Source organism: Serratia sp. D1N4, assembly GCF_054552755.1.
The window spans coordinates 2576290-2589716 of the sequence record NZ_CM137274.1 but is presented as its reverse complement, the minus strand read 5'-3'; the positions used below and the strand labels follow the sequence as shown (position 1 = coordinate 2589716).

Genomic DNA, 13427 nt, shown 5'->3' with positions numbered 1-13427 from the left:
CAACCCAATAACACCATCGGCGTAATTTTAGCTTATTGTCAGAGAGTTATCATAACCGTGGGTGATTTTTCAGGGAAATATAATGCAGATGCAGGAAGATCGTCTTTCGTCAATTGAGGGTTACAAACTCATACTATCGACAGCCAATGGGAAGACTGCGCCATCTGACGCAGTCTATAAGGTTATTTGGCCTTGCTTTCACTTTTCTTCATGGTGTCTTTCAACTGCGCGATTAACTGGCCGCGAAAATCCCCCAGCTTCGGTTTGTCGCCCTCCAGCCAAGGTAACGGGCGGCACAACTCCATCGCCTTGATGCCCAAGCGCGCCGTCAATAGGCCAGCACCGATCCCCTGAGCCGCACGGGCAGACAGCCGCGCCGCAATATCCTGCGACATCCAGTCCATCCCCACTTCCCTCACCAGTTCAGACGCACCGGCGAAGGCAATGTTCAACAGCACCAGCCGGAACAGGCGAATGCGGCTGAAATAGCCCAACTCAATGCCATACAGCGCCGCAATGCGGTTAATCAGGCGAATATTGCGCCAGGCGATAAACGCCATGTCCACGAGAGCCAATGGGCTGACGGCGATCATCAGCGCCGACTCCGCCGCCGAACGGCTGATCTCACGCCGCGCCTGGTTATCCAACACCGGTTGCACCAGCTTGGCATACAGCGCCACCACTTCACGATCGTTTTGGGTTTCATGCAGCGAAGCCTGCCAGCGTTGCAACGCCGGGTGGCCTTGATCCAAACCGGCCTGCCGCGCCAGCTTTTCGCAGAATTCACGCCCTTTGCCCAAGCCATGGCTGTGCAACAGCTCACGCGCTTCATCACGTTCTTCCGCACGCTGGCGCAGGCGATACAGCCGCCGCCATTCGCCCACCACCGAGCCAATACCGGCGAACACAATCAAACCACCGGCCACGCCGCCGCCAAGGGCGATCCAATCCTGTTGCACCCAAGAGGTATGCAGCCACTGAACGCCCTGCGCCACCACGCTGACGCCAAACAGCAGCAACCCGGTGTTGACCATTTTGCGCCACAGGCTGCGTTTGGGCTTCAATGCCGCATTGATGATCCCTTCGGCGCGCCCTTCTTCCTCTTCCTGCTCCCATTCAGGGGCCGCAGGATAAAATTTTTCGGCCTGCAGCTCGTCAAACGCCACTCCGGCACGCAGCACCGGTTCCTGTGGCGGTTGCAACGGCTCGGCAAAATCGATACGCGGTTTTAACGGCTCGCTCATCGCAATTTATCTCCCAATAAAAACTCCATTACCGCATCCAGCCGGATGTGCGGTAACGGGCTGTCAACGCTCATCGCCCGTGGGCGGAATTCGTCAAAATGGAACCCTTGCTGCTGCCAGAACGCCGGGCCTGGCAAACGGGCTGGCACTTCACCAGGGAAAACGGTCAGCGGCGTATCATCATCCAGGCGATGGCCCTTCAAGGCCGGAATACGCTGCCCATGGTGATCCACAATACCGCTTTCGGTGGCCTGCACCGACGCCAGCCCAACGCAGTCCATGCTGATCCCTTCAAATGCAGCATTTTGCCAGGCTTCCTGCACCAGTTGCTGTAACAGCGAAACCAGGTTGGCGTGCTGATCGGCGGTAATATGATCCGCTTTGGTGGCGGCAAACATCAGCTTGTCGATGGTGGGCGAGAACAGGCGGCGGAACAGCGTGCGTTTACCGTAATGGAAGCTCTGCATCAGCTGCGTCAGCGCCAGCCGCATGTCGTTGAACGCCTGTGGCCCACTGTTGAGCGGCTGCAAACAATCCACCAGCACAATCTGGCGATCGAAGCGGACAAAGTGTTCTCTATAAAAGTTTTTGACGATCGACTGGCAATAATAGTTAAAACGCGCGCGCAGCATACCGGCGTTACTGTGCTTATCCGCCTGCGCCAGCCGTGATTCACCGGCGGCATCAACGTTCGGCCACGGGAAAAACTGCAACGCCGGAGCACCGGCCATATCGCCCGGCAATACAAAGCGGCCCGGCTGGATAAAGTGCAGCCCTTCCGCTTTGCAGCGCAACAGATAATCCGTATAAGCCTGCGCAACTGCGGCCAGCTTGTTTTCATCGGCCGCCGCCAGCGGATCGAGATCCTTGCACAACGCCAGCCAAGGTTTGGCCCATTCGGCGCGCTGCCCCTGCAATAGCCCGCTCATCTGGCGCGACCAGGCCAGGTAATCCTGTTCCAGCATCGGCAAATCGAGCAGCCACTCGCCGGGATAGTCGACAATTTCCAGGTACAGCGTGGAGGTTTCTTTGAAATGACGCAGCAGCGAGTCATTAGAGCGGTAACGCAGCGCCAGCCGGATCTCGCTGACGCCGCGCGTCGGCGTCGGCCAGCTCGGCGGAGTGCCATAAAGCTGTGCCAAGCCTTCGTCATAGGTAAAACGCGAGATACCGAGATCGCGCTGCGGAATGCGCTTCACGCCCAGCAGGCGCTCTTCCCGCACCGCTGAAAACAGCGGCATACGTGCGCCGCTGTGAACATGAAGCAACTGATTAACGAAAGCGGTGATAAACGCCGTTTTGCCGCTGCGGCTCAGGCCGGTCACCGCCAACCGCAAATGGCGATCCATGCCACGGTTGACCAGCGAGGTTAATTCATTTTGTAGTCGTTTCATTGTTCTCCTTGGCAAATGCCCTTAACCAGACAGGTTACAGCTTACGGAAACGGCTCTGCACACCAAAGGTATCAGACGTGACGTAACGTTCAACCTGGCGTAACTGCTGCTCACCGCTGCCCAGTTCATACTCCAGTTGATCCAGCAGCTGGCGCGGGGTATGCGGATGTTCATTTTCGTAGCGGCTGGCGGGCACTTCGTCCAGCATAAAGGTCAGTACGATGTAGGCCACTATAGTGAAGAAAAACAGCCCGAAAAACATCGACAGCACGACCATCACGCGAATTAACCGCACCGGTACGTCAAAATAGTGCGCCAAACCGGCACAAACTCCCTTCAGCATGCCTTCTTCAGGAACGCGATAAAGCTTTTTACTGCCCAGAGTGTTCGCCATTAAGACTGTCTCCAATTCTGATGTTCTGCATCAAGGATTTCTTCCAGCGCCTGAATACGTTCACGCATGCGCTTGGCATCTTCCGCCAACTGTGCAAGCCGTTGCATCTCCTGATGACTCAGTTGAATGCCGCTCTGTTGCCGGTTGCTGTAATGCAGCCAAAGCCAAATCGGCGCGACAAACAACACAAAGATTGTCAACGGGATGGCAAGTAATAGAGCACTCATTTCGATTCCTTCTTATCAGTTTTAGTAGGCGGCCACGGAGCGGTGGCCGCTGAAACATTACTCTGAGCGATTCATTTTGGCCTTCAGGGCCGCCAGTTGCTCGCTGATGGCATCATCCACCTTCAGTTCGGCAAACTCCTGCTCCAGGCTTTTCTTTTTACCGATACCGATGCTTTCCGCTTCGGCTTCCATATGGTCAATCCGGCGTTCGAACTGCTCAAAACGCGCCATGGCTTCATCCAGTTTACCGCTGTCTAACTGGCGGCGCACATCGCGTGAAGAAGAGGCCGCCTGATGGCGCAGGGTTAACGCCTGCTGGCGCGCCCGCGTTTCGGTCAGCTTGTTTTCCAACTCGCCAATTTCGCTCTTCATGCGGGCCAGCGTTTCTTCCACCGTTGCCGCTTCATGGCGCAGTGTGGCGATCAGATCGGCCACTTTCTGCTTTTCGATCAGCGCAGCACGTGCCAGATCCTCTTTATCTTTACGCAGGGCCAGTTCGGCTTTGTCCTGCCAGTCGTTGAGCTGGTTTTCACCCTGCTCAATACGGCGCAGCAGCTGTTTTTTCTCCGCCAGCGCACGCGCCGAGGTGGAGCGCACTTCTACCAGCGTGTCTTCCATTTCCTGGATCATCAAACGCACCAGTTTTTGCGGATCTTCTGCTTTATCCAGCAGAGTGTTGATGTTGGCATTCACGATGTCGGCAAAACGAGAAAAAATACCCATAATTCACTTCCTCTTGGTTATAGGTCGGCGTCTGAAACGCCGCGTTGAATCATACTGTTCGTCCCAATACCTTATCAAAACTCGTGCCAACTTTTATTTGATTGAAATTAAAGGAATATTTATTTTTGACACTCGCCATGCTTGCTGTAGAGTGAGTATTCTCACCAAACATTGGCGAATTTCATCATGAGTGAACCGTTAGAAAACCTGCTGGGCGAGGCAAACGCCTTTGTTGAAGTGCTGGAGCAAGTCTCGCAACTGGCGAAGCTGAACAAGCCAGTGCTGGTGATTGGTGAACGCGGCACCGGTAAGGAGCTGATTGCCCACCGTTTGCACTATCTTTCCAACCGTTGGCAAGGGCCGTTTATTTCGCTCAACTGCGCGGCACTGAATGAAAACCTGCTGGATTCGGAACTGTTCGGCCACGAAGCAGGTGCCTTTACCGGTGCGCAGAAGCGCCATCTTGGCCGTTTTGAACGTGCAGACGGCGGCACGTTATTCTTGGATGAACTGGCTACCGCGCCAATGTTGGTGCAGGAAAAACTGCTGCGGGTGATTGAATATGGTCACCTGGAGCGCGTCGGTGGCAGCCAGCCGCTGCGGGTGGATGTCCGCTTGGTGTGCGCCACCAATGACGATCTGCCAGCGCTTGCCGCCGCCGGTAAGTTCCGCGCCGATCTGTTGGATCGTCTGGCTTTCGATGTAGTGCAGTTGCCAGCGTTGCGCCAACGCCAGCAGGACATCATGTTGCTGGCTGAACATTTTGCCATTCAGATGTGCCGCGAGCTGTCTTTGCCGCTGTTTCCTGGCTTTAGCAAACATGCGCGGCTCACCCTGCTCAACTACAACTGGCCGGGTAACGTGCGTGAGCTAAAAAATGTGGTAGAGCGTTCGGTGTATCGCCACGGTTCAAGCAGCAGCGAACTGGATGAGATCATTATTAACCCGTTTGCCCAACGCTCAACACCGGTTGCCGTTGCGCCACAGCAGGATAGCTGCCTGCCCACGCTACCGCTGGATTTGAAAGCCTGGCAGCATCAACAGGAAAAAGATCTGCTGGAAATGGCGCTGCAACAGGGCCATTTCAACCAGCGCAAAGCGGCAGATCTGCTGAGGCTGACCTACCATCAGTTGCGCGGCATGCTGAAAAAACACGCCTTGCTGCAAAACGGCGAGCCAGAGGATGAATAGGTTTCACAGCGATTGCACAATGTGTTCCCGTAACCACTGATGAGCAGGGTCGCGCTGAGAACGTTCATCCCACAGCATCGCCATCTCATAACCTGGCACTTCTACCGGCGGTTCGACGATCTGCAACGTTGTGCTGTCACGTACCAGCCGTTCAGGCAGCATGGCTACCAGATCCGTTGTCGCCAGCGCTGACATCACGAAGAGAAAGTGCGGCACGGAAAGCACAACCCGGCGCGAAAGCCCCACCTGCTCAAGCGCTTGATCCGTGATGCCGCTGAACCCACCGCCATTCGGTGAAACCACTACATGCTCCAGTTGGCCGAATTGCGCCAGCGTTGGCGGATTTTTCAACTGCGGATGCCCCTTGCGGCCAACCAGAACATAGCGTTCCTTGAACAGGATCCGCTGGCGCATGCCGGGGGGTGAACAATCACGCGTGTGAAAAACCAGATCGATTTCCCCAAGTTCCGCCTGCTTGGCAATCCGCGCTGGAGCCAACTCAAATACGGCTAATCTGCTCCCCGGCACCAAACGGCGTAATCCGGCCAATGCTGGCAGCAAGATGGTTGACTCAGCATAATCGGCAGCTGCCACACGCCAGGTAAGGCTGGCCGTAGCGGGATCAAACGGGCTGGCGGGTGCAACCGCCATTTCCAGCACTTCCAGCGCCTGCCGCAAAGGTTCACGCAACGCTTCTGCCCTGGCCGTTGGCCGCATGCCTCTCTGCCCCGGTAACAACAGCGGATCGGCAAAAAACTCTCGCAACTTGGCCAAATGAATACTTACGGAAGGTTGAGACAGACAGAGACGTTCCGCAGTACGAGTCACATTATGTTCCGCCAGTAAGACATCGAGCGTCACCAGCAGATTGAGATCCAACTTGCCGAAATTACTCATAACAATACCTGTAATTATAGAAATCAATTTTAACTATACCTGACGGCAAACTACTCTGTTCCTCTCTTTTCAGCAATGGAACAACTCAATCATGAATATTCTGCTTGTCTATGCTCACCCCGAAGCCAAATCGCTCAATGGCTCGCTTAAGAATTTTACGGTCAAACATTTGAAGGATGCGGGGCACCAAGTGCAGGTATCCGACCTGTATGCCATGAAATGGAAAGCCTCACTGGATGGCGATGACCGTACAGACCGGCAGGTAGATGCCCGGTTTAATCCCTCGCAGGATTCCAAATTGGCCTTTGAAAATGGTACGCAGAGCGAAGATATCGCCCGCGAGCAGGAAAAACTACGCTGGGCAGATACCGTCATTTTACAGTTCCCACTGTGGTGGTTTTCGATGCCAGCCATCCTTAAAGGTTGGGTAGAACGCGTGTATGCCTATGGTTTTGCCTATGGCGTGGGTGAGCACTCTGATTCGCACTGGGGCGATCGCTACGGTGAAGGTTCCATGGCAGGGAAACGGGCAATGTTGATAGTGACTACCGGCGGATGGGAACCGCATTACAGCCCACGTGGGATCAATGGCCCGCTAGAGGATATCTTGTTCCCAATCCATCATGGCATTCTCTATTACCCTGGTTTTGACGTATTGCCACCGTTCGTCATGTATCGCACCGACCGTATGGACGAAGCCCGGTTCTCAGACCTGTGTGCAGAACTCGGGCAACGGCTGGAAAATCTGGCACAGACAGCGCCAATCGCCTTTCGTCGGCAAAATGCCGGGGATTACGACATTCCACAACTCACGCTGCGCGCCGATATCGCCCCGGATCGTTACGGCTTTGCTGCCCATCTGAAATAAGTTACTGCTAAAAACAGCGATCGCAATCGCTCAGACTGCTGACAAAGCCCGTTATTAGGGAGAGCGTGCCGAAGGGGTCGTAGCGGCGTAAGCCGCCGGAGCGCCCCTCGGTGCGCTAGGCCCGAGTATCTCGGGCTTAAAAACTACGTTGTCATCAACCTCAGCAATCACAGTTACTTTATTACCCTACCTAAAATATTTCTCTCAAGTCTCAGCGCTATTCAAAACATGATCAACAGCACAAATGAAACTTAATTTCTTATTTAATAAAATCATGTTCTACATTTTATTGATCACCGTTAAAACTACTCTGGCGGTGAGAGGAAAAACCATAGCAAAGGAGTCATGCACGGCAGGATCACGCTGTGCACCTTATCAACATTCGCCTGCCAGAAAGGAGGTCGTGAACACTTTTCGCAGCATTCTGGCATGCAACATGTTGATTATTCATGCAAACCTATTATGGCAGGAGTCACTATGCATCAATCCGTTATATTGCGACGTGCAACCCTTTCCACCGCGCTGAAACTGGTGCTTGCCGGTGGTTTGGCCTGTTCTACGCTGGCTACCGCAGCCGATCTGGGCCGCGAGGTCTTGGCGACAGGAGATGGCTGGGGTTCGTATGGCCCCGGCGTAACCGGCGGCAGTGCTGCCAACAGCAGTCATATCTACGAAGTCAGTACCTGGCAGGAGTTGCGTGCTGCACTCGGCGGCACCAGTGCACAAAACCAGACCATACCGCGCATTATCTATGTTAAAGGTAAGATCAATGCCATGGAGAGGGCTGAAGGCGGCGGCCTGCTGACCTGCGACGACATTGCCGAGCAGGTGCAAGTGCCGGGCACCGCACAAACATTCAGCATGGAGGATTTCATCGCGCATTTTGATCCCAAAGGTTCTTGGGGCATGGTCACTCCTGAGGGGCCACTCGAAGAAGCGCGAGTTGCCGCCACCAAATTGCAAACCAAGCAGATACAGCAGCGTTTCGGCTCTAACGTCACCCTGATTGGGGTGGGGAACAATGCCCGGATCATTGGGGCTCACCTGTTGGTGAAAGAGGTCAGTAACGTGATCATCCGCAACCTGCACATATCCGATGCCTATGATTGCTTCCCGGAATGGGATCCCACCGACGGCAGCGCGGGCAACTGGAACAGCCTGTATGACAACATCTCGCTGATGACGGTAGAACATGCCTGGGTTGACCATGTCACACTGGACGATGGCGATAACCCACGCCAAACGCTGCCAAAAGTCTATGGCCGAACCTTCCAGGTGCATGATGGTCTGTTGGATGTCACCCACAGCAGCAACTACGTTACCGCCTCCTTCAATATCTTTGGCGATCACGACAAAGTTAACCTGATTGGTTCTTCAGATTCACGCCTGGTTGATCGCGATAAGCTCAAGGTCACCATGCACCATAACCACTGGGTTAATCCTGGCCAGCGGGCACCGCGCGTGCGCTTCGGGCAGGTTGACGTTTACAACAACTATACCCAGATCTTGGCAGCAGCAGACTTTACCAGCCTGTGGGGCGTAGGGTTTGAATCAGCAATCTATGCGGAAAAAAACGTGATCGAACTGGCTAGCGGCATCGCACCAAGCAAAGTGATCAAACGCTATGGCGGTCAGCATATCTTCACCGAAGGCAATCTGGTTAACGGTAGCCCGGTCGATCTGCTGGCAGTCTATAACGCGTCAGTCTCTGCAGCAGACCAGCTCACAAGCAATGTCGGTTGGACACCAACCCTGCGGCTGCAGGTGAACAACGTCAACGAGGTGAAGGGGATTGTCACCAGCCAGTCTGGCTCTGGCAAACTCGACAGCGACCTGCCCTGATTAACCTCGGGTAGCGCTCACTGGCAGGCACTGGGTGCCTGCCAGCATGATGCTGAAAACTCGACCAACCAGTAGAAAGTTCAACCGTTTTACGCAAGGAATTGGGCAGATTGCCAGAGTGCGATACACTAACGTTATTGCTCATTAACTTATGAAGCGTCTATGCGTGGTTTACCCCTTTGGATAATGTCGCTGAGCGGTCTGGCAACCTCAGTGCTGGCCTCAACGCCACCAGTGCCCGGCGCAGTGCCACCGCCAGCGGATATCCGCCAGAGCGGTTTCGTGTATTGCGTCAGCGGCATCCTGAATACCTTCAATCCTCAGATGGCCAGCAGTGGCCTGACGGTCGATACGCTGGCGGCCCAGCTGTACGATCGTCTGCTGGATGTTGACCCTTATACTTATCGGCTGATCCCGCAGCTGGCGCAAAACTGGGAAGTGCTGGATAACGGTGCAACTTATCGTTTCCATCTGCGCCGCGACGTGCCTTTCCAGACCACCGCCTGGTTCCAACCCACGCGTAAAATGAATGCCGATGACGTGGTTTTCAGCTTCGAGCGGGTATTCAATCACAAGCATCCGTTCCACGGCGTGAACGGCGGTGAATACCCCTACTTCGACAGTTTACAGTTTGCCGACTCCGTACAGAGCGTGAAGAAGCGGGACAACTATACCGTCGAGATCCGACTGCAAGCGCCAGATGCCTCTTTCCTATGGCATCTGGCCACCCACTACGCCCCGATACTGTCGGCAGAATATGCCGCTAATCTGACGCTGGCGGGTACGCAAGAGATGATCGACCGTGAACCGGTAGGCACTGGCCCCTTCCTGCTGAACGAATACCGTTCCGGGCAATATATCCGGCTGGCGCGTAATGACGTTTACTGGAAAGGTAAACCACGGATGTCACAGGTGGTGATCGATCTGGGTGCAGGGGGCACCGGCAGGCTGTCCAAACTGCTGACCGGTGAATGCGATGTGTTGGCCTACCCGGCCGCCAGTCAGCTTTCGATTCTGCGCGACGATCCCCGTTTGCGCCTTACCCTGCGGCCCGGCATGAATATCGCCTATCTGGCCTTCAACACCCGCAAACCGCCGCTGGATAATCTGAAAGTGCGCCAAGCCATTTCGTTGGCCATCAACAATCAGCGCCTGATGCAGTCAATCTATTACGGCACGGCAGAAACCGCCGCGTCACTGCTGCCGCGCGCCTCCTGGGCGTATGACAGCGAAGCCCACGTGACGGAATACGATCCGGCCAAAGCTCGGGAGATGCTGCGTGAGGCCGGGGTTGGCCCGCTGGATATGAAACTGTGGGTGCCTACCGCATCGCAGTCCTATAACCCGAGCCCGTTGAAAACCGCCGAACTGATCCAGGCGGACTTAGCCCAGATCGGTATTAATGTCACTATCGTGCCGGTAGAAGGCCGTTTCCAGGAAGCCAGATTGATGGAGATGAACCACGATCTCACCCTCAGCGGTTGGGCCACCGACAGTAACGACCCGGACAGTTTCTTCCGCCCGCTGCTGAGCTGCGCGGCGATCCGCTCGCAAACCAACTATGCCCACTGGTGTGATCCCGGCTTCGACGAAGTGCTACAAGATGCGCTGTTATCACAACAGTTGGCGCAGCGTATCGATAAGTATCAGCAGGCGCAGAAGATACTCGCACAGCAGTTGCCGATCTTACCATTGGCTTCCTCCCTCCGCCTGCAAGCCTACCGCTATGACATCAAAGGCTTGGTGTTAAGCCCATTCGGTAACGCGTCGTTTGCCGGGGTGTATCGCGAGCCAGCGGAGGAGGTGAAAAAATGATTATCTTTACCTTGCGCCGTATTCTGCTGCTGCTGATTACGCTGTTCTTTCTGACGCTGGTCAGCTTCAGCCTGAGCTACTTCACCCCGCGCGCGCCGCTCAACGGTGCTGTGCTGTTGGATGCCTATCGCTTCTATTTCGTCAGCCTGCTACAGGGGGATTTTGGCGTTTCAAGCATTAATGGTCAGGCGATCAGCGCACAACTGCGCGAAGTGTTCCCGGCCACCATGGAGCTGTGCATTCTGGCGTTTGTACTGGCGCTGTGCATCGGCATCCCGCTGGGGATCATTGCCGGAGTGATGCGCGGCAAATGGCAAGACACCGCCATCAGCACCTTTGCTCTGCTGGGTTTTTCCATGCCGGTATTCTGGCTGGCTTTGCTGCTGATGCTGTACTTCTCTTTGCATCTGGGCTGGTTGCCGGTTTCAGGCCGTTTCGATCTGCTGTATCAGGTTAAACCGGTAACCGGCTTGGCGCTGATTGACGCCTGGCTTTCTGACTCGCCTTATCGCACCGAGATGATCGCCAGCGCACTGCGCCATATGGCACTGCCGATTATCGCCGTGGCGATAGCGCCTATCACCGAGGTGATCCGCCTGATGCGCATCAGCACCGACGACGTACTCGGCCAGAACTACATCAAGGCGGCGGCCACCCGTGGCCTTTCGCGCTTTACCATCATCCGCCGTCACGTGCTGCATAATGCGCTGCCGCCGATTATCCCCAAACTCGGGCTACAGTTTTCTACCATGCTCACGCTGGCGATGATCACCGAAGTGGTCTTCAGTTGGCCAGGGCTCGGCCGCTGGCTGGTGAACGCCATCCGCCAACAGGACTATGCGGCAATCTCAGCCGGCGTGATGGTCGTGGGCTCGCTGGTGATCACCATTAACGTATTGGCCGATATTCTGGGTGCTGCCACCAACCCGCTGAAACATAAGGAATGGTATGCCCTTCGATAACGTCTACGGCGAAAAGAAAATGCCAAGCCCGCTGCGTTACACCTGGCGGATTTTTTATGGTGATACATTGGCCATGGTTGGCTTTTACGGCGTGCTTGCCCTGCTGCTGCTGTCCATTTTTGGCAGCCTGCTGGCACCTTATGCGTTGGATCAGCAGTTCCTCGGTTATCAGCTGTTGCCACCCTCCTGGTCGCGTTACGGCAATGTGTCGTTCTTTCTCGGCACGGACGATCTGGGGCGCGATATTCTAAGCCGCCTGTTGACGGGCACTGCCGCCACCTTCGGTTCAGCGCTGATCGTGACCATTGCCTCCGCCTTCTTTGGCGTGATCCTCGGCGTGTTTGCCGGGGTGACCCGTGGCCTGATCTCGGCGGTGCTGAACCATGTGCTCGACACCCTGTTGTCCATCCCTTCGCTGTTGCTGGCGATCATCGTGGTGGCCTTTCTCGGGCCGAAGCTGGAGCACGCCATGCTGGCGGTGTGGCTGGCGCTGCTGCCGCGCATGGTGCGTACCATCTACAGCGCGGTGCATGACGAACTGGAAAAAGAGTATGTGGTCGCCGCGCGCTTAGACGGTGCCTCAACGCCGCAGATCCTGTGGTATGCGGTAATGCCGAACATTGCGGCGGTGCTGGTGACCGAATTCACCCGTGCGCTGTCGATGGCCATTCTCGATATCGCCGCGCTGGGCTTCCTCGATCTGGGCGCTCAGCTACCCTCTCCTGAATGGGGAGCGATGCTCGGTGACTCACTGGAGCTGATGTATGTCGCCCCTTGGGCGGTCATGCTGCCAGGCGCTGCCATTCTGGTCAGCGTGCTGTTGGTTAACCTGTTGGGCGATGGCGTGCGCCGCGCGATTAATGCGGGAGTGGAATAATGCCGTTACTCGATATCCGCAATCTGACGATTGAATTTATGACCGCCGAAGGGCCGATCAAGGCCGTCGATCGCGTCAGCATGACGCTGACCGAAGGCGAAGTGCGTGGCCTGGTGGGGGAATCCGGTTCAGGAAAAAGCCTGATCGCCAAAGCGATTTGCGGCGTCACCAAAGACAACTGGCGCGTTACCGCAGATCGCTTCCGCTTCAACGATATCGATCTGCTGCAACTGACGCCACGCGAACGGCGCAAACTGGTGGGCCATAACGTTTCAATGATCTTCCAGGAGCCGCAGTCCTGTTTGGATCCTTCCGAAAACATTGGCCGCCAATTGGCGCAGGCTATTCCCGGCTGGACCTATAAAGGCCGCTGGTGGCAAAGGTTCAACTGGCGCAAACGCCGCGCCATCGAGCTGTTGCACCGGGTGGGCATCAAGGATCATAAGGACATCATGGGCAGTTTCCCCTATGAGTTGACCGAGGGGGAATGTCAGAAGGTGATGATCGCCATTGCGCTGGCCAATCAGCCACGCTTGCTGATCGCCGATGAACCCACCAACGCCATGGAACCCACCACTCAGGCGCAGATTTTCCGCCTGCTGGCGCGCCTCAACCAGAACAACAACACCACGATCCTGTTGATCAGCCACGATTTGCAGATGATGAGCAAATGGGCCGATCGGATAAACGTGCTGTACTGCGGCCAAACGGTGGAGAGCGCACAGTGCGAGGAGTTGCTCGCCGCCCCGCACCACCCTTATACCCAGGCGCTGATCCGCTCGATGCCAGATTTCGGCCGTTCGCTGCCGCATAAAAGCCGCCTGAATACGCTGCCAGGGGCGATCCCTTCGCTGGAACACCTGCCGATCGGCTGCCGCTTGGGGCCACGTTGCCCCTATGCACAGAAAAAATGCATTGAAACCCCGCGCCTGCGCTCGGTGAAAAATCACCTGTTTGCCTGCCACTTCCCGTTAAATATGGAGGAGCAATAAC

General features: G+C 55.7%; 13 protein-coding genes. 7 read left to right on the top strand and 6 right to left on the bottom strand.

The annotated features are described in order from the left end of the window. Positions 1-182: 182 nt before the first annotated feature. Genes ACX1CU_RS11295 through pspA form a run of 5 tightly spaced genes read right to left on the bottom strand, consistent with a single transcriptional unit; the run spans position 183 to position 3982 of the window. Complete coding sequence (locus ACX1CU_RS11295; protein WP_459402637.1) at positions 183-1244, bottom strand: TIGR01620 family protein; 1062 nt, start codon at positions 1242-1244, stop codon at positions 183-185. Next, a complete protein-coding gene (locus ACX1CU_RS11290) occupies positions 1241-2638 on the bottom strand; it encodes a YcjX family GTP-binding protein (protein ID WP_459402636.1) in 1398 nt (465 codons plus the stop codon). Before ACX1CU_RS11290 ends, ACX1CU_RS11295 begins: the two co-directional genes overlap by 4 nt. Before the next feature lie 34 nt (positions 2639-2672). Further along, positions 2673-3032, bottom strand: a complete 360-nt coding sequence (gene pspC / locus ACX1CU_RS11285) for an envelope stress response membrane protein PspC (protein WP_459402635.1) — start codon at positions 3030-3032, stop codon at positions 2673-2675. Continuing rightward, positions 3032-3259, bottom strand: a complete 228-nt coding sequence (gene pspB / locus ACX1CU_RS11280) for an envelope stress response membrane protein PspB (RefSeq protein ID WP_459402634.1) — start codon at positions 3257-3259, stop codon at positions 3032-3034. The genes pspC and pspB overlap by 1 nt, the downstream gene beginning before the upstream one ends. Before the next feature lie 57 nt (positions 3260-3316). Next, complete coding sequence (pspA, locus tag ACX1CU_RS11275; protein WP_459402633.1) at positions 3317-3982, bottom strand: phage shock protein PspA; 666 nt, start codon at positions 3980-3982, stop codon at positions 3317-3319. A gap of 186 nt (positions 3983-4168) precedes the next feature. On the opposite strand from pspA, the gene pspF reads away from it, so the two are divergent. Next, positions 4169-5173, top strand: a complete 1005-nt coding sequence (gene pspF / locus ACX1CU_RS11270; RefSeq protein WP_459402632.1) for a phage shock protein operon transcriptional activator — start codon at positions 4169-4171, stop codon at positions 5171-5173. Between the two features lie 3 nt (positions 5174-5176). Here pspF and ACX1CU_RS11265 read toward each other — a convergent pair whose 3' ends face one another. After that, entirely contained in the window at positions 5177-6070 is an 894-nt protein-coding gene (locus tag ACX1CU_RS11265; protein WP_459402631.1) for a LysR family transcriptional regulator, read from the bottom strand. Positions 6071-6161: 91 nt separating this feature from the next. Between ACX1CU_RS11265 and ACX1CU_RS11260 the strand changes: the two genes are divergently transcribed. The 6 genes from ACX1CU_RS11260 to sapD all read left to right on the top strand — a co-directional run bounded on the left by ACX1CU_RS11260 (position 6162) and on the right by sapD (position 13426). Then, positions 6162-6938: an NAD(P)H-dependent oxidoreductase gene (locus ACX1CU_RS11260; RefSeq protein ID WP_459402630.1), complete on the top strand. Its 777-nt coding sequence runs from the start codon at positions 6162-6164 to the stop codon at positions 6936-6938. Positions 6939-7415: 477 nt separating this feature from the next. Next, on the top strand, positions 7416-8780 hold the full coding sequence (locus ACX1CU_RS11255) for a pectate lyase family protein (RefSeq protein ID WP_459402629.1): 1365 nt from the start codon (positions 7416-7418) through the stop codon (positions 8778-8780). Between the two features lie 162 nt (positions 8781-8942). Next, entirely contained in the window at positions 8943-10595 is a 1653-nt protein-coding gene (gene sapA / locus ACX1CU_RS11250) for an ABC transporter substrate-binding protein SapA (protein ID WP_459402628.1), read from the top strand. Next, positions 10592-11557 (top strand): putrescine export ABC transporter permease SapB, encoded by a 966-nt coding sequence (gene sapB / locus ACX1CU_RS11245; RefSeq protein ID WP_459402627.1) that lies wholly within the window; start codon positions 10592-10594, stop codon positions 11555-11557. Before sapA ends, sapB begins: the two co-directional genes overlap by 4 nt. Beyond that, entirely contained in the window at positions 11544-12434 is an 891-nt protein-coding gene (gene sapC / locus ACX1CU_RS11240; protein ID WP_459402626.1) for a putrescine export ABC transporter permease SapC, read from the top strand. Before sapB ends, sapC begins: the two co-directional genes overlap by 14 nt. Then, on the top strand, positions 12434-13426 hold the full coding sequence (sapD, locus tag ACX1CU_RS11235) for a putrescine export ABC transporter ATP-binding protein SapD (protein WP_459402625.1): 993 nt from the start codon (positions 12434-12436) through the stop codon (positions 13424-13426). The genes sapC and sapD overlap by 1 nt, the downstream gene beginning before the upstream one ends. The last annotated feature ends 1 nt before the right edge of the window (position 13427 follow it).

What these genes read in the sequence shown, in the direction of transcription:
- pspF (WP_459402632.1), top strand. Translation starts at nt 4,169, where the DNA reads ATGAGTGAACCGTTAGAAAACCTGCTGGGCGAGGCAAACGCCTTTGTT.
- sapC (WP_459402626.1), top strand. Translation starts at nt 11,544, where the DNA reads ATGCCCTTCGATAACGTCTACGGCGAAAAGAAAATGCCAAGCCCGCTG.
- sapA (WP_459402628.1), top strand. Translation starts at nt 8,943, where the DNA reads ATGCGTGGTTTACCCCTTTGGATAATGTCGCTGAGCGGTCTGGCAACC.
- ACX1CU_RS11295 (WP_459402637.1), bottom strand. Translation starts at nt 1,244, where the DNA reads ATGAGCGAGCCGTTAAAACCGCGTATCGATTTTGCCGAGCCGTTGCAA.
- ACX1CU_RS11255 (WP_459402629.1), top strand. Translation starts at nt 7,416, where the DNA reads ATGCATCAATCCGTTATATTGCGACGTGCAACCCTTTCCACCGCGCTG.
- pspB (WP_459402634.1), bottom strand. Translation starts at nt 3,259, where the DNA reads ATGAGTGCTCTATTACTTGCCATCCCGTTGACAATCTTTGTGTTGTTT.
- ACX1CU_RS11290 (WP_459402636.1), bottom strand. Translation starts at nt 2,638, where the DNA reads ATGAAACGACTACAAAATGAATTAACCTCGCTGGTCAACCGTGGCATG.
- ACX1CU_RS11265 (WP_459402631.1), bottom strand. Translation starts at nt 6,070, where the DNA reads ATGAGTAATTTCGGCAAGTTGGATCTCAATCTGCTGGTGACGCTCGAT.
- sapD (WP_459402625.1), top strand. Translation starts at nt 12,434, where the DNA reads ATGCCGTTACTCGATATCCGCAATCTGACGATTGAATTTATGACCGCC.
- pspA (WP_459402633.1), bottom strand. Translation starts at nt 3,982, where the DNA reads ATGGGTATTTTTTCTCGTTTTGCCGACATCGTGAATGCCAACATCAAC.
- sapB (WP_459402627.1), top strand. Translation starts at nt 10,592, where the DNA reads ATGATTATCTTTACCTTGCGCCGTATTCTGCTGCTGCTGATTACGCTG.
- pspC (WP_459402635.1), bottom strand. Translation starts at nt 3,032, where the DNA reads ATGGCGAACACTCTGGGCAGTAAAAAGCTTTATCGCGTTCCTGAAGAA.
- ACX1CU_RS11260 (WP_459402630.1), top strand. Translation starts at nt 6,162, where the DNA reads ATGAATATTCTGCTTGTCTATGCTCACCCCGAAGCCAAATCGCTCAAT.